The organism is Coriobacteriia bacterium (genome assembly GCA_013334745.1).
Taxonomy (GTDB): Bacteria; Actinomycetota; Coriobacteriia; order Anaerosomatales; family JAAXUF01; genus JAAXWY01.
Map to the genome: position 1 here is coordinate 1 of JAAXWY010000049.1, position 17,450 is coordinate 17,450.

A 17,450-nucleotide genomic window follows, 5' to 3' on the forward strand; every position below is an offset into this window, starting at 1 on the left:
CTTGCGGCTCACCGCGGACGGCCGCTTGCGGCCCTGCCTGTTCAGCGACAACGAACTCGACGTTCGAACCGTTTTGCGTGAAGGTACCGACGAAGACGTACGGGCGACGGTGCGAGAAGCGCTGCGAATCAAGCCCGAGAGTCACGAGGAGCGCATCGGCACCGACCGCCGCATGTCGCAGATCGGAGGCTAGGGTGGCAGACGGACTGACCCATCTCGACGCACAGGGCAATGCGCACATGGTCGACGTGGCGGACAAGCCCGTCACGCACCGCCGCGCGCTCGCGGGCGCGTTCGTTCAGATGCAGCCCGAAACCCTCGCGCTGATCACCGGCGGCACCGCCAAGAAGGGTGACGTGCTCGCCGCTGCGCGCATCGCCGGCATCATGGCCGCGAAGCGCACGAGCGATCTCATCCCGCTGTGCCACCCGCTCTCGCTCACGCGCGTGACCGTGGAGCTCGGCCCCGGCGACGGTGCGCTCCCCGGCATCGAGATCACCGCGACCGCCGAGACCGACGGCAAGACCGGCGTCGAGATGGAGGCGCTCACCGCGGCCTCCGTGGCGGCGCTCACCATCTACGACATGTGTAAGGCGGTCGACCGCGGCATGGTCATCAGTGACGTGCGGTTGCTGGAGAAGGACGGCGGCGCGTCAGGTACGTGGCGACGAGAGGAGCAAGGACGATGAGCGAACAGGTCGGCGCCACGGGACGTGTGGTATCCGTGAATCTCTCGGAGAAGAAGACCGTGCGCAAGCAGCGTTTCGAGCGCGGCACGCTCGTGCTCGATCGCGGCTTCGACGGCGACGCGCACGCGGGCGACTGGCATCGCCAGGTCTCGCTCCTCGCGCAGGAGTCCATAGATGAGATGCGCGCCAAGGGTCTCGACGTGGGCCCGGGTGACTTCGCCGAGAACATCACCACCGAGGGTGTCGATGTGATGACGCTGCCGGTGGGTTCGATCGTGCACGTGGGCGACGGCGTCGTTCTCGAGGTCAGCCAGGTCGGCAAGGTGTGCCACAACAAGTGCGCGATCTACTACCAGGCCGGCGACTGTGTGATGCCCCGCGAAGGCGTGTTCGCGGTCGTGCGCGAGCCCGGTGACATCGCGGTGGGCGACGAGATATCGATCGTCTCGATCGGCGACGGCACGTGCGCGCGTTCGCCGGAGGAGTCGCTCGCCGAGTCCGAATCCGTGCGCGCCGCCAACGAGTGCCGCAAGCTCGAGAAGGGTGCCGCGTCGTGAGCGAGCTGCGTATCGGCATCCTCACGTGTTCCGACAGCCGAGGCGAAGCCGAGGATACCGCCGGTCGAGCGCTCTCGGGGCTCATCGCGGAACGCGGCTGGGCGCTCGCCGGCTATCAGGTGGTTCCCGATGACCGGTTGCGCATCGAGTCGGCGCTCATCGAGATGGCCGACGGCGCCGACGTCATCCTCACCTGTGGCGGCACCGGCCTCGGGCCGCGCGACGTCACGCCGGAAGCCACGCTCGCGGTCTGTGATCGGCCCGTCCCCGGCATCGCGGAGCACATTCGCGCCGAGTCACTCAAGGTCACCGGCCGAGCGATGCTCTCCCGCGGTACCGCCGCAGCGCGCGGTCGCACGCTCGTCGTCAACCTTCCGGGCTCAGAGAAGGCGGCCCGCGAGTGCTTCGGCTTTATCGCCGATCAGTTCGAGCATGCCGCGAAGATGATGCACGGCGGGGGCCACTAGCCTCATGCGCACCATCTACTTCGATCACGCCGCCACCTCGTGGCCCAAGCCCGAACCCGTGGTCGCCGCCGTCGAGCAAGCCCTGACCGAGTTCGGGGGTAATCCCGGGCGCGGCGCCTACAGCATGGCGGTGGGCACAGCCCGCGCGATCCATCACGCGCGGCGAGAACTCGCGTCGTTGCTCGGTGTGACGGACGCCAAGAACCTGCTGTTCCAGCCGGGCTGCACCCAAGCGATGAACCTGGTGCTGTTCGGGTTGCTGTCACCCGGCGACCGTATCGTCGCGTGCCCCACCGAACACAACGCAGTCGCCCGCCCACTCAACGTGCTTGCCGCCCGAGGTGTCGAGGTGATCATCGCCGACGCCGATGAGGCCGGGTTCGTCGACCCCGAGGTCGTGGAGTCGCTCGTCGCCGCCGCTCCCACCCGTGCGGTCGTGTGCCAGCATGCCGGCAATGTGAGCGGGGCGATCCAGCCCGTCGCGGATCTCGCGGACATCGCGCACGCGCACGGCGCGCTCATGCTCGTCGATGGAGCGCAGGCCGGCGGCCATCTGCAGGTCGACCTGTCCACACTCGGTGCCGACGCGTGGGCGTGCTCCGGGCACAAGGGGTTGCTCGGCCCGCAGGGCGTTGGCGTGCTCTACCTCGCGCCCGGCTGCGAGCCCGAGGAGCTCGTGTTCGGCGGGAGCGGCCAGGGCGACAGCGAACACCCGAGAGGGCCGAGCACCCGGCCCGACCGCTACGAGGCCGGCACGCCCAACACCCCCGGCATCGTCGGGCTCGGCGCCGCCGCGTCGTGGCTGCTCGAGCACGGTGACGAGCAGCGCCTCGCCGAGCGGTCGCTCACCTCTCGACTGGCTGACGGCATCCGAGCGATCCCCGGTTTCCGGGTGCTTGGGCCGGACTCCGGAGAGCATCGTGCGCCGGTGGTCTCGGCGGTCCACGAGACCGTCCCCGCCGATGAGATCGCCTTCGCACTCGACAGAGGTTATGGAGTTGCTGTGCGTTCGGGGCTGCACTGTGCACCGTGGGCGCACCGTTCGCTCGGTACACTCGAGTCGGGTGCCGTACGCATGAGTGTGGGCTTCGGCCTGCAGCCAAGCGACGTGGACGACCTGCTCGGTGCGCTGATCACGATCGGCTCGAAGACCCCACACTAGGTGGTGACTACACACAATCGCCACATCAGTGCTATTTGACACGTCCACAGCCCGTCCGTAGATTCCGATACGCGAACGCGAGCACCGACCAAGGGCCTCCGGCAGTGGCCCCGGTGCTGTCAAGTAAGGGAGACAAGCTTGCTGAGCCGGATACGTCCGCTCGACGCGGCCATACTGATCATCGCCGTCCTCGTTATCGTCGCGGGCGGTGTCCTCGGCTATTCGATCTGGTCCAACGGTCGAGACATGCGCACCAGCTCGCCGGCGAATCGCGAGATCGAGGCGCTCAAACAGAAGCTCAAGCAGAAGCCCAACGACGTTGAGACGCGCATGCGGTTAGCGCAGGCGTACTCCGTCGCCGGTCGGCCTCAGGAATCTGTGGCGCAGTACAAGGCCGTGCTCAAGTTGAACAAGGACTGGGTGCCCGCGCTGTCCGGTATCGGCTTCGAACTGATGAAGCAGGAGGACTGGAAGGGTGGCGAGGAGTACTTCAAGCGAGTCATCGAGCTGACGGAAGGCAAGACGCCGATTCTGTCGGGCTCGAGCTCCCTCGAGGTGGCGTACTACTACACAGGCATAGCGCGCATGGAACAGAAGGACTACTCCGGAGCCGCGGGATATCTCAAGGCCGCGCTTCGAAGCCGGCAGACTTCGTCGGACACCGCGTACGCTCTGGCGGTGTGCTACGAGAAGCTTGGCATCGTGCAGGGTCACAAGGAAATGCTCGAGTACGCGCTGCGGTTCGACCCCAAGATGCCCGAGGCCAACTACGACTACGGCCTGCTCCTGCTCTCCGAGGGCAAGACCGCGCAGGCCGCGGAGCACTTCAGGATCTCGACGACCATGGCGCCCTACAAGGAAGAGCCCAAAGCTGAGCTCAAGAAGCTGGGCAACGGCGCTGATAGGCTGAAGGCCGCAAACTCCCTCGCCTCGACCGACGCGAGCGCTGCGCTCTCCGAGGCCAGAATCGCGGCGGCTCTTGAGCCAGCTTCGGTCGAGCCGGTCCTGCTCGTGGCGCAACTGTATGAGAAGCTCAAGAAGAAGACGCTTGCGAGCGAGGCCTACGAGAAGGTTCTCACGCTCGATCCGGGCAACTCCGATGCGACCGCCGGTCTGAAGCGAGTGAAGAATGGCTCCTGATGAGATCCGCTCCGATGAAACCGTGAACGAAGAAGTGAGCCCCGGGGACGTCGCCCCTTCGGATGACGTCGTGGCATTCAGCGAGGACGCTGTCCCCGCAGAGACAACAATGGATGACTCGGTCCGCTCGGCCGTCGGGCAGAGCCGCTCGGCTGACCCACATCAACTCACATCGCGCGAGCGCCGCCGTAGGTGGGTTCTGCTGGCGGTGCTGCTGCTTCTCCTCATGCTGCTCAGCTACCTCGCGTACTACTTCATGATGAATCGAAAGATGCCCGACATCGGCTTCCAGCCGGCCGCTGACGCGATGGTTGCCCCGCCGCAGTACCTCTATTCGATCTCGGCGAAGGACGCCCAGTCGCTCGTCAGGCCTGTTGGCGTGGCCATCAGCCCCGATGACCGGGTCTACGTGGTCGACTTCGGGCATCGCAGGATCAGCGTCTTCAGTACACCGGGCAAGTATCTGTTCTCGTTCAACAAGACGCCCAAGGGCACCTTGATGGCACCCGTCCACCTCGCGATCAAGGACAACGAGGTGTGGGTGACCGACCGCTACTACGACACCATCTACATCTACGACTTGGCCGGAACCTATCTGCGCGAGTTCAAGCCGTCCAAAGAGAAGCTCGAATGGAGTCCGCTGGCGATCACGTTCGACGCGAGCGGCACGCTCAAGGCGACCGATGTCGGCAACACCAAGCTGCACCGACTTCTCTATTTCTCATCTGATGGAAGCCGCACGGTTACGGTGGGCAAGACCGCTCAGGTCAACACACCCGCTGAAGAGCCGGGCGCCTTCCTGTTCCCAAACGGCATCGCAGTGGCCCCCGGCGGTGAGGTATTCGTCTCAGACGGTGACAATCGTCGCGTTCAGGTATTTGACGCAAGCGGCGCATTCCTGCGCTTTGTGAACACGAGTGGCGTGCCGCGCGGCGTCGCCATCGACCCTCAGAAGCGGCTGTATGTGGCCGACGCACTCGCCCACAACATCACGGTGTTCGACCTGTCAGGCAAGACCCTGGTCTCCTTCGGCGAGCGCGGCTTCGGGCCGGGTCAGTTCAACTATCCGAACGACATCGCAATCGATAAGCGCAATCGCATCTACATTACCGACAGGGAGAACAGCCAGGTCCAGGTGTGGGGTTGGCCGGTGGCGCAGTTGCCGCCGGTGGCCCCACCGAAGGGTCCGCTGCAGTGGCTCGCCGCACTCGCCTGCTGTCTGCCGCTCATCCTCATACCGTTGCTGCTGCTGATGCGGCGCAAGATCCGGATCGTCGTGACGCCCGACTTCGTGGATGCGCTCGAGCGCCTCGGCGAGATCCGCGCGGTCTCGGAGCGCTCCCGCCTGCGCCTGATCGCACCGGAGCAGGACCGGGTGCTGTATGAGGGACGCGTCGTCGACGGAATCAAGCTCGACGAGCTGATCACGCTCGAGGAGCACTCGGAGTCCGACGCCAGGGCACTGATGGACAAGCTCCGTATCGCCGAGCGCCCAGCCGTGCTGCTTTCGATGACGTGGCGTGCAAAGGCTCTCGCAACGGAAGATGGCGACCTGCGTTTGCTCGCGCTCGTCGCGGAGGTTCGAGTGGTGGACGTCGAGGAGTTCCGTGAGATGTACCTTATGCGCGAGCGTCGAAACATGGACGCAACAAATACCTAGTTGACCAGACCCCTCCAGCGGGTATAGGCTGGCTTTGCGGAGATTGTGACATTTGTTGCAATCGAACCTCGATCCGGCAGATCGTGGTCAGCCGCAGTTGAAAGTTCCACCAAAACGATCTCCGAGCTTCGATTCCTAAAGCGCGATTAACGCTACGGGTCGGGAGCCGATGGGTGCCGATGGAAACGTCGACGCCTCCCGTTTGGAAAGGAGACCGCCAGCCGCCGGAAGATTCCCGTCAGGGTCTCTTTGGGCGTATGGGTCTTTCCACGGGGTAAGGATGATCGTCATATGAGTTCAAACCGGACCGGTACACGCAGGGCATTCCGCGCCTCGCTGTGGGCCGGTTTCTGTTGTTTCGCTCCCAATCGCCTCACCGACACCGGGAAGGGAGGCGACTCTTCGCGGTAGGCGACCCTCAAACAAGGTAGGGGGAGCTCTGGCTTATCCGTATTACCTCCGAGAGAAGGGAATGGAGGTATGGCTACTAAGGACATCGGGCAACCGCTCAACGGTATGACGAGGCGCGCTTTCCTCAAGACCGCTGCGGTTGCCGGAGCAGTTGCAAGTTGCGGTTTCGACATCGCATACGACGCCGAGAAGGCGTTCGCATACGAGAACGACACCACGAACTTCAAAGTCACAAGCACGACGTGTCCGTACTGTTCGGCTAGCTGTGGTCAGCGCGTCGTCACGGCACTCACGGGCGCCAACACCGGCAAGGTCATCGACATCTACGGTGACTACGAGTCGCCGATGAACTCGGGTGGTCTGTGCGCAAAGGGCGCCGGCTCACTCCAGCTCGTCAACAACCCGCGCCGTATCGGCGCGTTCAGCAATTACCCGGTCTCAGGCACGCCGTTCTCCTCGGGCGCCGTTTGGGGCACGAGTGGCGTTGCCTACAAGCGCGATGGCGCTTCGACGACGTGGACCGCTGTCGCACTCGACACGGCTCTCGACGACATCGCGAGCAAGCTCGTCACCGCGCGTGGCGGGCTCACCTCCGGTGGCGGCTACAACAGCAAGGGCGTTGCGTTCCTCGGCTCATCGCACATGAACAACGAGTCGAACTACATGTACCGCAAGATCATCGCGAACTTCGGTACTAGCAACGTCGAGCATCAGGCTCGTATTTGACACTCGTCCACGGTGGCCGGTCTGGCCGCCGCATTCGGACGAGGCGCCATGACGAACCACTGGGCTGACATCTCCAACTCGACGAACATCGTCATCTGGGGAGCCAACCCGGTTGAGAACCACCCGGCATGTATCGCGCACGTCAACAGGGCTCGGTTCCCGAAGCAGTACTACTCGGCGACCGGCGATGCCACGACGAGCGGCCGCGTCAACAAGCAACCGGCCAAGCTCATCGTCATCGACCCCCGGCGCAACCGCACCGCGCTTCAGTGTGACGAGGCCAACGGTGACAGGTACGTCAGGATCCGCCCTGGTACCGACATCGCCTTCGGCAACGGTCTCACCCGCTACATGATTGAGACCATCGAGGCGCTCGGCTCGGGCAATGCCGTTTACGACAAGTTCATGTCGTATCTCAACAAGAACAACAACGGCACCTTCTTCACCGATGGAAACGCCACCACGGGCAGCGTGCAGGCAACCGTTGTCTCGGGTATGGCCGCATCCGGGCTCGCCAACGGCAGCTCGATCTTCACGGATGCTCGCTTCCTGGTTAACTCGGACGGCACCGACTATCGGCGCGGTCAGGTCATCGCCTCGACCAACGCGATCGTCAGCCCCAGCGGCGCCCCCGATCACACCACGATCGCGAACTTCCCGCTGAAGGCGCAGACCGTTCTTGAGAGCTCGGACACCGTGTACAACCGCCTGAAGGCCCACGTCAGCGCTTACACGCTGGCAGTGACCGCCGACATCTGCGGATGTAGCGAGGCTGACATCCAGTTCGTTGGCGATGCATTCATCGCGAACAGCTACTGCTCGACGGGCACCTCGACGGATCCTCGCACCTCGACCTACCGCGCGACGACCATGCTTTACGCAATGGGCATCACGCAGCACACGGTCGGCGGTCAGAACGTCAAGATGTTCGCCCAGATTCAGACGCTCATGGGCAACATGGGTCGTTGCGGTGGCGGCATCAACGCCCTGCGCGGCATCCATAACGTCCAGGGCTCGACGGACATGGGTCTGCTCTACGGCAACATCCCGGCGTACTCGGCCAACCCCGGTACGCAGGTCACGTCGATTCCGGACTCGGCCAACCAGTTCGGCAAGTACGTGAACGCTCTCTGGGGCACGCCGGTCTCCGGTACGGGCAACAAGACCCAGATGAACGACTCGTACGACGACGCGTATCGTGCAGCGGCTCTGTCGCTTCAGCAGCGCGGCTTCGCCAACATGACCGCGAAGTGGTTCGGTGACTACACCGCCACGTCCGGCGCAACGTCGTTCGATCGCACCATGATGGACGCGGCCTTCTCGCTGTGGCCTAAGGGTGCAGGCGACGACCACATCACCATGTTCCGCAAGATGGCTCCGAGTTCCGGCATCACCAAGGCGCTTGTAGCCTGGGGACAGAACCCGGCCGTCACCGAGCCTAACCAGGGCGCGATCCGCACCGGTCTTGAGAACCTCGACCTGCTTGTCTGCGTCGACATGTTCTCAACCGAGACGGCCAACGTTCCTCGTAAGGCCGGCAGTGTCACGTACCTGATCCCGACCGCCGCTCACGTTGAGAAGGCCGGTTCGGCGACCAACTCCGGTCGTACGCTTCAGTGGCGCTACAAGGCCGCTGATCCGGCAGGCAACAGCAAGGACGACAACGAGCTCTTGCTCCGGTTCGCCGACGCTCTTGGCCGCGCCGCCGCGTTCGACCACATCGCTGCCGTGTGGAGCACGTACAACATGAACGGCTTCTCGTCCGGCACGCCGGCGACGAGCAACGATGTGTACGCCAAGCTCTATGGTGACAAGTACGCGTGCGGCTTCGTACCGCGCACCAACGAGTTCACCGATGCATCGAACACCGCCGAGCTGTGGCCGGTCCGTCCCAACGTGACGACGGCTATCACCGTGCCGATCACGCCGACTACGGTTACCGGTTCCGAGGCTATCGCCGAGAAGGTCTACCAGGAGATGTGCACCGCATCTGCTTCTGGTGGCACCATCTGGATCTACACCAACGCCTACGCAACTGGTCGTGCCACCAACAAGCACTGGAACCAGGCTGACTGGGGCACCGCCAACCGCGCCAAGAGCCGTGACCGCCTTGACCCGAACGGCACGCTCGCGTCGCCGGGCTGGGGTTACTCGTGGCTCGTCAACCGTCGCGTGCTGTACAACAACAACACCGACAACGGTGGAACCGCCAGCCTCGCCGGTACGTCCACCGGTCTCGTTCCGGGCGACGTGAACGACCTGTTCATGGGTCCGGACTCGGCGGCCAGGCTGTTCGTGTCGACCAACACCGCGGTATTCAACTACTCGCGCTGGTATCGCACGATCCACCGCTTGGCCGACAAGCCGAGCCCCGTCGTTGCGGCCGTCACCACGAGCCCGCACTACGCGGCAGGCGTGTATCCCTCCAACGCTTCGCTTGCTGGTCGCTTTGCCGCCCACTGCGAGCCGTACGAGTCGCCTCGGGCCGACCTCACCACCACGTGGGGCCGTAACACCAAGGGCGCCAACTGGGACCTCGTCAAGGACGACACGCGTGTCGCCGGTCGTGGTTTCGTCAACGGTGTCGCCAGCAAGACCCTCACCGACCCTGCGCTTGCGGACTTCCCGCTGGTGCTGACCACCATCCGGTGCGTCGAGCACTTCCAGGGCGGCCCCATCACCCGTAACAACTGGTGGAACGTCGAACTCGAGCCGGAGCCTTGGATCGAGCTCAACTCCGCAGATGCTGCGGCCAACGGGATCAAGGACGGCGACATGGTCAGGGTCATCACGGCTCGCGTCGTGAATGACGCCGGCGACTTCGTCGAGCCGGCCAAGTACGGTTCGGGCTTCCGTGCCCGCGTCGGTACCGGCCTGAGCTCAACGAACGGTACGGATCAGAAGGTACTCAAGGGCGTCGTTGCCATCCCGTGGCACTGGGGTGAAGAGGGCCTGTCAACCGGCTCTCGCGCGAACGATCTCTGCATCGACGCAGGTGATGCGAACACTGTCATCCCTGAATCGAAGGCCTGTCTCTGTCGCATCGAGAAGATATAGGGAGGTGTGAACAATGACTGTTATGGCGATTCTGCAAGATGTGGACAAGTGCATGCGCTGCAACGGCTGTGTCACGGCATGCAAGCGTGAGTGGAACCTCGCTCTTCCGACTGCGATCGACTCGGACATCATCCCTGCGCGCTCCATCGTCCGTGCACGTCAGCGGCTCGCGATCAAGAGCCTCAAGCGTGGCGACATGGGTCCCTTCATGCGTTACTCCTGCTGGCACTGCGGTGGGGCGACTGACGTCCCCCCGTGTGCTCCTGAGTGCCCGTTCGGCGCTATCAGGAAGGAAGCGACCGGAGCGGTAAGCGTTGACGCCTCCAAGTGTCAGCCGAGCCTCTGCAAGAGCGGCACCGGTCCCAAGCCCTGTGAGTACGGTTGCCAGCGCGGCGGCTACCCCAAGGTCGGGGTTGCCTTCGAGAGCGGCCCGTACGCAGGTCTGACCAAGATGAACAAGTGCACCCTGTGCACCGGTCGTGCTGGTGCGGACACCGGCCCCAACGCTGTACCGCTTGGCGCTGGTCTGCCGACGCGTGCTCGCGCTACCAGTGGCACGTATCCCAACCAGGTGTTCACGAGCGATCTGCCGCTCCCCAGCGGTGGCACGCTCCCCAACGCCACGGTTCCGGAGATGGCTCACGAGCCGGCATGCGTGTCTTCGTGCCCTGCCAAGGCGATGAAGTGGGATTCCAAGGCCAACATCCTTGCGTATCTCAATGACCCGCTGAATGGGTACGTATTCGCTAATGGCGAGACCAACTGGTATGGCGGTGGCTCGATCTACTGGTCGAGCAAGAAGTTCAGGCTCGTTCCGCCGAAGGCCGATCCGTTCATCGAGGATCACATCGCTCCGATGACGAGCTCACTGCTCTCAAGCGGACGCATGCTGGTTCCGACGCTGGTTCTCGGAGGGCTTGCCGCCCTTTCGAAGCGCAAGGCGGCTGTTGCAGCCGAAGAAGACGTCGCGATCATGGAGGAGGTGTAGGACATGACCAACAAGAAGCTCGTACTCGTACTCGTCCTCGCCGCCGCTGTGATGCTCATGGTTCCGGCGGTCGCCTCGGCGAACTTCGCGATCCACGGCAACTACGTGACGGATACCGACTCGTGTGCCGGTTGTCACCGCGCTCACACCTCGGTCAGTTCTATCACCTGGACGGCAACTGACAATTCGCAGCACTCAGCACTGCTCGTGTCCTCCGCCACGGAGGTCTGGCAGTTCTGCTACGCATGTCACGACGCCACCAGCCAGGGCGCAGATACCAACGTTCAGACCGGTATCTACGAAGGCACCCTCTACGGCACCACCGACGCGATCCTCAACGGCGGCGGTTTCGAGTCGCTCGACCAGACGGCCACCACCTCCACCCACATGTACAAGGGTTCGAGCTGGGGCGCCTACGGCGGTGGCTACTGGGGTGACGGTGCGAACTTCACGGGCGGCGTCGCAACTCGCGGCCAGGGCCCCGATGCGTTCATGAACGGCACGGGCAACGCCATCAAGATGGATTGCACGAGCTGTCACGATCCGCACGGTTCGCCGAACTACCGCATCCTGAAGACCGTCGTCAACGGCAACGCAGTCGGTCAGTACTCCGGCGGCGGCGCTGATCCCGACCCCGACGGCTACGTCTCCTCGGTTGAGACTGGCTGGCCGGTCAACGGATTCCGCCTCCACCAGGCGTATCCCAACTACAAGCCGGACTACACGACGGCTCGTTACGCCAAGGGCTACAACATGACCACGGCCACGCTGGCCAACGGTGCCACCGGCGTCAACGCCGACAAGGGCATGAGCGGCTGGTGTGCTGGCTGCCATAGCACCTACCTCGGTCCGCTGGTCGACTACACCAAGACGGTCAATGGCGTCGAGACGACGTACTCCAGTCTGGCGACGACCTACAACGCCGGTGACGGCGGTGGCCTGACGCTTCGCCACAAGCACCCGATCAACGTCGAGCTGGACAGCTACAACGGTCCGGACAAGGCGTCGATGATCGTGACCGACACCACTCTCCCGCTCGCTCACGCGATCGATGAGCAGGGTGCCGGCAACAGGGTCAACGAGTCCTCGGACTGGATTGAGTGCCTCACGTGCCATCGTGCACACGGTACGGCTGCCAGCATGAGCGGGTTCGCCTCCAATGTCGGCGCTGCGTCGGTTGTTGATACCGACGGTGTCGCGAGGAACACGTTCGTCGCTGCCAACCCGGTTCCGTCAGCACTCCTGCGGCATGACAACCGTGGCGTCTGCGAAAGGTGCCACAACAAGTAGTTGAGCCGAGCGCGCGTGTCGGCGCCTCTGCTACCGTGGAAGGGCCGGGGAGGAATCCTCGGCCCTTCCCATCGGTAGGGCCGTTTGGGTACCGCGCCGCTGGTCAGCACGCTGATTGAGAGAGGTCTCGTGACCGGTCGTCTCACCAGGCTCATGGTTCCGGCGCTCGCATCCGCGATCGGCGCAACGGGTGTCTTCGTGATCGCCACTGCGGCGGCGGATGCTGTTCCCGATCGCGTACTGATCGGGCTGTCGTGTGCCGTGGCGCTTCTTCTCGGTCTCATCTTCGAGCGTCCTGTCGCGCCGCGTGAGCTTTGGCAAAGGCAGCGCGAGGACGTCGTGTGGACGGCTGTTGGCGGTGCCGCGATGTTGTGGTGTGCGCCGTTGCTCGCGGCGCTTCAGCGCAGTTCGGATGCGCCGTCCGGGGCGGACTCACTCTTCCTGATGACGACGACTTGGGGCGCACTGCTCGTGTTGGCATCCTGGGGGCTCGCTCGGGGGCGGCGTGGTCCTGCACCGCTCGCAGGAGTCATCGCTGCACTTGCCGGGGCCGCAGGGCTGCTCGCGAGCTGGGAGTATCCGAGTTCGTTCGCGCTGATTGCCAAGTTCCCCATGCGTGACGCGATGCTTGTCCTCGCTGGTGCGGTCTTCGTCGCCGGGGCGCTCGTTGTATCGGCCATCGGTTCACGGCTGCCTCTGCGCACGACGGCACTCGTTGCACTGGCGGGCGCTTCGGTGCCGGGCGTGATCTTCGCACTGCCCCAGCTTCCAGGTGTGGTCGAGCTTACGCAGGGCGTCTTGATGCCCTGCATCTACCTCGGGGCTGCGCTCGCACTGTTCACGTTTGGGTGGACTACGCTGGAGCGCGGAACCGACACACTGAGGGCGAGCGCGACACTCATGAGCGTGCCCCTTCTGGTCATGTCGTTAGCGGCTGTGGAGCAGCTGACGTTCGAGTACGGACCGAGTCCCGTCGCGTGGGCGGGCGCTGCCAGCGGCGCCATGGCGCTGACAGTGGGTCTGGTGGTGATTGCGATGACGCCCGTGGACGCTGAGTCGGCCGAGCGAAGTGTCGGGGGGCGGCATGCTATCGCACTAGCCTTTGCCGGTGCGTCGATGATCACCGGAGTCGTGTCGCTCTTCACGCCGGCGCTCGATGCACTGTCGGAAGGCGGCACCGGCGAGCCGTTCCGGGTCGCCTGGACGATGGTTGGTTTCGAATCGGCTACGGGTTGGCTCACGCTTGCGGCCGCTGGCGCGTCGCTTGCAGCGGTACTGTCGGCACGAAGCAACGATCGGGTCTCCTCGTGGGGACCCTCGGCGGTGGCCTCGGTGACGTGTGTGATTGCGTCAGTTCCGCTTCGCGGCACTACGCTTCATACCTGGAACACCTGGATTCCGGCTGATGTTCAGCAGACGTACGGGACGGAGTACTCTCGGCTCGTGGTCGAGGCCCTGGTGGATCCTGTTCGGGTCGCGGCCGCCGTCCTTGCGGTGCTCGCGGTGATTGTGCTCGCCTTCTCGGTTGGTTTCGGCCGATCGAGGGCTCGTGCACTTGAGGAGGCAGTGTGAGAAGGACCTTCATCACGATCCTGCTTGCGGCGTTCCTGCTTGCGGCAAGCGCGGGAAGCGTGGCCTGTCAGCGCATGGTGGAAGTGCAGACCGGTACTCGCACCGTGGACTCGCAAGGGCGCGTGCTGAGTGAGGACATCCATACGCTGAAGGTGCCGGTGGACACTGCCGGAGCCTATCGGGTCCAGACGATCGTGCAGCCGGGCATCGATCCCAGGATCGAGACACTCTACTCCGAGGCACAGGCGGCGCTGATTGCTGGAGACTACCAGCTGGCGGGCGACAAGCTCGGCGCGTTGCTGGCGCTGACGCCCGACTACCGCCAGGCTACGTCACAGTCCGACGCCATCAAGGCTGGCAAGAAGCCCAAGCCCGACAACTCGCCCGCGCCCAAGCCCGGGACGACCACGCCCTCCAAGACACCCACAGACACCCCTTCCGCGCTACGCAAGTGGATGCCTGACACGCTCACCGGCTTCACCGCTCAGCCCGCACTGGTCGACGCCTTCTCGGCCACGCGCTACTACAAGCCGACGGGCGGCACCGAGGCGAAGTCACTCTCGGTCTACGTGGAGCAGTATCGCTCCTCAGCTGAGGCCAAGAAGTGGCTGGGGCTGAAGGTGAAGCGCTACTTCCCGAAGAACGCCGATACGTTCCGCGGAAACAACCGTAACGTCTATTTCGGCACGGATGGTGACTCCTCGGCCGCGATAGGGTTCGCAAGCGGTGAGGTACTCGTCGCGATCCAGGCGGACGTGAAGTCGGGCGATCCGAAGGCCCTGCGTTCGACGCTCGAGGCTGTGCTGAAGCAGCTGCCGTAGGGTCGGCCCGGCTGCCGCCACGGCCGACCGGCCACGGCTGGTCAGTCGAGCCAGTGCACCTCGCCGCTCGCGAGCTGATATGCGGCGCCGATCACGACCGGGCTCTCGGCCGGGAAGCCGGCAGCGTCGAACCACTCACGCATCTCGGCGACCGACTCGACGACGTGCTCGTCGACAGCGCCTGCGAGCGTATCGGCTTCAACGTGGATGTGGTCCGTGACCGGCGCGAGGTAGGCGGGGGCACTGCCGCTGCGAGCCGCCGCGACCGCTCCGCAGTCCTCATGACCGAGAACCACCACGAGATGTGCCTCGAGTTCCTCGACGGCATAGCGCACGCTCGCGTAGCCGGCTGCGGAGATGACGTGTCCGGCCGTGCGCACGACGAACAGCTCGCCCGGGCCCACATCGAAAAGCGCCTCTACAGGCACCCTCGAGTCCGAGCAGCCCACGACGACCGCCCACGGGCGCTGGCCCTCGACGAACGCATGACGCTCGGCTGGTGTGAAGTGCGGCTTCTGCCGACCCTCGGCGAAGCGCTCGTTTCCTTCGCGCAGCATGTTGAGTGCGATCTCAGGGGTGTAACTCACACTCACTCCTCTTCTGCGAGCATCTGCTCAAGGTAGCTGGGGGCCTTCTGGCTGGTATCGGGAGCGACTGCCACGGCCACTCCGGAAGAGCCATTCTCGCGAAGCCAGCGCAGGGCTCCAGCAAGGCACGCCGCGCCGGTTGAACCGACGAGCAGCGCCTCCGTGCGGTGCATTGCTCGGCAGGTCGCCAGGGTGTCGCCGTCGTCGACGTAGACGATCTCGTCGATGACGTCGCGGTCGAGGATGGCCGGCTCGGCGGTTTCGGTCATGTTCTTCAGGCCGCTGATACGGTGGCCCGCGACGGGCTCGATCGCAATTACCTTGATGGAAGGGTCGCGCTCCTTGAGGTAGCGTCCGGCCCCGCTGATCGTGCCGCCGGTTCCCAGACCTGCGAAGAAGTAGCGGACGCGCCCCCCGGTCTGCGCCCAGATCTCGGGACCGGTCGTCTCGTAGTGCGCGCGTGCGTTATCGGGGTTGTCGTACTGGTTGGGCATCACGAAGTCATCGCTTGCAGCGAGCGTCTGCTCGGCCATGTCCATGGCGACGTCCATCGGGTGGCGGTCCGCCGCCCCGACCGCGGGAGTGCGCACGACCTCAGCGCCGAACGCGCGCAGCAGCACCGACTTCTCGGCGGGCATCGATGCGGGCACGATCGCACGCATAGGGCGGCCCTCGAGTGCGCAGAGCGCCGCAAGCGCGATGCCGGTATTGCCGCTGGTCGGTTCGAGTACGGTGCGGCCTTCAAGCTCACCGCGCTCGGCAAGGCCGGCGAGCATCCGCTTCGCGGCCCGGTCCTTGATCGAGCCAAACGGGTTGACCCACTCAAGCTTCACGAAGAGATCCACGCCGGCGGGGGCGAGGTGCTGCAGCGCGACGATGGGAGTGGGGTTGTCGGCGTCGCCGATCATGTCCACGAGCGACTCATAGCGCTTGAGGCGCGAATCGGTGCCGAGATGATTGTCTGGCGTGCCCATCGGTGACTCCCGGTCGCAGGTGTGATGAGAAGTCTAGCGCAGGTGAGTGCGCAGTGCCCCTTGCAGCGACCGCCGCGCAGCCGCACCATGGAGCGGGCGAGTGCTGGCTTCGACACCAATACGAAGGCCGAACATGAAATCGAAGGCATGCAGGCTGACCATGTGCGGATCGAACAGAAGCTGGATCGGGCTGCTGATGAGTACGAGAGGGGACGGCAACCGATGAAGCTCGTCGCGCTAGCGGGCGTGCTCGCCATCGCGTATGCCCAGTTCTACGCGATCTGGGACGTCATCGCGCACCAAGACAGCGCGTCGTTCGCGTCGCGGGTCATGTGGCTGGTCGTACTGCTGCTGTTTCCCGTGGTCGGATCGATCGGCTACCTGCGCTTCGGCCCCGGCGCCGATCACTGGCCGCCGTGGTATCGCAGCGAGCGTTAGCCGAGCCTAGCGCTTCAACCCGCCGAGCAACCCGCGGCTGACGCTGCGGCCCACCTGCGTGCCCATCGACCGCAGCGCGCTCTTCCCGAACGCCGCCAGCAGCCCGCCGGCCACCCCTGCGACCGCGGCGCCGACCTCGGCTGCACCCGACTGCGCTGGCGCCGGCGCGCCCATGGCGCCCGCACCCCCGGGAGCGGGTACGCCTGCCGGATAGCCTCCGGCCGGGGGTGCGGAAGCCGCACCGGGCACCGGAACGCCTGGCGGGTAGGCGCCGGGTGCGGGTGTGCCCGGCGCGGCTGCCGGCGCGGGAGCCTGCGCGGGAGCCTGCGCGAATGCCGAAGCGGCGAGGCACGCCACGTCGGCGGGGTTCGCGCGGCTCGCGGTCGTGACCCGGGAGCCGAAGCGGTTCCCGCCCGAGCCGTTGCGCAGCCCCGCAGTCGGGCTGACCCGATGGTCGCTGGACCGGGCCGACAACTCCGGTGGCCGGGGCAACCTGTGGCTGCGCACCCTCGACCGGATGGGACTCGGGTTCGACTCATGACCGACACTGGGAACCGACCCGGCACCGTCCTGCCCGTACCGACCCTGATGCACCGACCAGCAACCGAGAGGCACCCATGAAGCACGTCACCCACTGGATCAACGGCGCACCGTATGTGCCCACCGAGTCCGAGGTCCCCACCGACAAGGTCGGCGCGGCGCTGACCGCCCTGCGCGACAAGGCGGTCGACCTCATCGATCCGGTGCGCAGCGGCGACATCTACGATCCGGCCACCGGCCAGGTGAGCGGCACGGTCGACTTCGCCTCGATCCGGATCATGGACGAGGCGGTCGCTGCCGCGAAGGCGGCGTTCGCCGAGTGGGGGACCACCTCGATCACCCGGCGGACCCAGGTCCTGTTCAGCTTCCGG

17 protein-coding genes, 1 pseudogene and 1 riboswitch are annotated in these 17,450 nt (G+C 65.0%); of the genes and pseudogenes, 15 read left to right on the top strand and 3 right to left on the bottom strand.

Features of this window, described 5'->3' with window-relative positions; genetic code table 11:
* The 13 genes from HGB10_10360 to HGB10_10420 form a co-directional block, all read left to right on the top strand.
* Window positions 1-193: GTP 3',8-cyclase MoaA (locus HGB10_10360; GenBank protein NTU72202.1), on the top strand; the 193-nt coding region annotated here is incomplete at its 5' end.
* 1 nt (window position 194) lies between these two features.
* Window positions 195-689, top strand: coding sequence for a cyclic pyranopterin monophosphate synthase MoaC (moaC, locus tag HGB10_10365; GenBank protein NTU72203.1), 495 nt, complete (start codon window positions 195-197; stop codon window positions 687-689).
* Entirely contained in the window at window positions 686-1,246 is a 561-nt protein-coding gene (locus HGB10_10370; protein ID NTU72204.1) for an MOSC domain-containing protein, read from the top strand. The genes moaC and HGB10_10370 overlap by 4 nt, the downstream gene beginning before the upstream one ends.
* Window positions 1,243-1,713 carry a MogA/MoaB family molybdenum cofactor biosynthesis protein gene (locus HGB10_10375; GenBank protein ID NTU72205.1) on the top strand — a complete coding sequence of 157 codons (471 nt, stop codon included), beginning with the start codon at window positions 1,243-1,245 and terminating at the stop codon, window positions 1,711-1,713. Before HGB10_10370 ends, HGB10_10375 begins: the two co-directional genes overlap by 4 nt.
* A gap of 4 nt (window positions 1,714-1,717) precedes the next feature.
* Window positions 1,718-2,875 carry an aminotransferase class V-fold PLP-dependent enzyme gene (locus tag HGB10_10380; GenBank protein NTU72206.1) on the top strand — a complete coding sequence of 386 codons (1,158 nt, stop codon included), beginning with the start codon at window positions 1,718-1,720 and terminating at the stop codon, window positions 2,873-2,875.
* 138 nt (window positions 2,876-3,013) lie between these two features.
* On the top strand, window positions 3,014-4,015 hold the full coding sequence (locus HGB10_10385; protein ID NTU72207.1) for a tetratricopeptide repeat protein: 1,002 nt from the start codon (window positions 3,014-3,016) through the stop codon (window positions 4,013-4,015).
* Window positions 4,005-5,675, top strand: coding sequence for a 6-bladed beta-propeller (locus HGB10_10390; GenBank protein NTU72208.1), 1,671 nt, complete (start codon window positions 4,005-4,007; stop codon window positions 5,673-5,675). The genes HGB10_10385 and HGB10_10390 overlap by 11 nt, the downstream gene beginning before the upstream one ends.
* 118 nt (window positions 5,676-5,793) lie before the next feature.
* Window positions 5,794-5,889: riboswitch (molybdenum cofactor riboswitch) on the top strand.
* Between the two features lie 266 nt (window positions 5,890-6,155).
* The gene (locus tag HGB10_10395) at window positions 6,156-6,812 is read left to right on the top strand and encodes a twin-arginine translocation signal domain-containing protein (protein ID NTU72209.1); all 657 of its coding nucleotides are present in this window, start codon (window positions 6,156-6,158) and stop codon (window positions 6,810-6,812) included.
* Window positions 6,813-6,860: 48 nt separating this feature from the next.
* Window positions 6,861-9,869 carry a molybdopterin-dependent oxidoreductase gene (locus tag HGB10_10400; GenBank protein NTU72210.1) on the top strand — a complete coding sequence of 1,003 codons (3,009 nt, stop codon included), beginning with the start codon at window positions 6,861-6,863 and terminating at the stop codon, window positions 9,867-9,869.
* Between the two features lie 13 nt (window positions 9,870-9,882).
* A complete protein-coding gene (locus HGB10_10405; protein NTU72211.1) occupies window positions 9,883-10,857 on the top strand; it encodes a hypothetical protein in 975 nt (324 codons plus the stop codon).
* Window positions 10,858-10,860: 3 nt separating this feature from the next.
* A complete protein-coding gene (locus tag HGB10_10410; GenBank protein ID NTU72212.1) occupies window positions 10,861-12,147 on the top strand; it encodes a cytochrome c3 family protein in 1,287 nt (428 codons plus the stop codon).
* 129 nt (window positions 12,148-12,276) lie between these two features.
* Entirely contained in the window at window positions 12,277-13,719 is a 1,443-nt protein-coding gene (locus HGB10_10415) for a hypothetical protein (protein ID NTU72213.1), read from the top strand.
* Window positions 13,716-14,540 (top strand): hypothetical protein, encoded by an 825-nt coding sequence (locus tag HGB10_10420; protein ID NTU72214.1) that lies wholly within the window; start codon window positions 13,716-13,718, stop codon window positions 14,538-14,540. Before HGB10_10415 ends, HGB10_10420 begins: the two co-directional genes overlap by 4 nt.
* A gap of 41 nt (window positions 14,541-14,581) precedes the next feature.
* Here HGB10_10420 and HGB10_10425 read toward each other — a convergent pair whose 3' ends face one another.
* Both HGB10_10425 and HGB10_10430 read right to left on the bottom strand, forming a co-directional pair.
* Complete coding sequence (locus HGB10_10425; protein NTU72215.1) at window positions 14,582-15,097, bottom strand: carbonic anhydrase; 516 nt, start codon at window positions 15,095-15,097, stop codon at window positions 14,582-14,584.
* A gap of 32 nt (window positions 15,098-15,129) precedes the next feature.
* Window positions 15,130-16,101, bottom strand: a complete 972-nt coding sequence (locus HGB10_10430; protein NTU72216.1) for a cysteine synthase family protein — start codon at window positions 16,099-16,101, stop codon at window positions 15,130-15,132.
* A 42-nt stretch (window positions 16,102-16,143) separates the two neighbouring features.
* On the opposite strand from HGB10_10430, the gene HGB10_10435 reads away from it, so the two are divergent.
* Window positions 16,144-16,539 carry a hypothetical protein gene (locus tag HGB10_10435; protein ID NTU72217.1) on the top strand — a complete coding sequence of 132 codons (396 nt, stop codon included), beginning with the start codon at window positions 16,144-16,146 and terminating at the stop codon, window positions 16,537-16,539.
* 207 nt (window positions 16,540-16,746) lie between these two features.
* Here the strand turns inward: HGB10_10435 and HGB10_10440 are convergent.
* A pseudogene (locus tag HGB10_10440) lies at window positions 16,747-16,863 on the bottom strand (acetyl-CoA carboxylase, biotin carboxyl carrier protein).
* A gap of 293 nt (window positions 16,864-17,156) precedes the next feature.
* On the opposite strand from HGB10_10440, the gene HGB10_10445 reads away from it, so the two are divergent.
* Window positions 17,157-17,450: aldehyde dehydrogenase family protein (locus HGB10_10445; GenBank protein ID NTU72218.1), on the top strand; the 294-nt coding region annotated here is incomplete at its 3' end.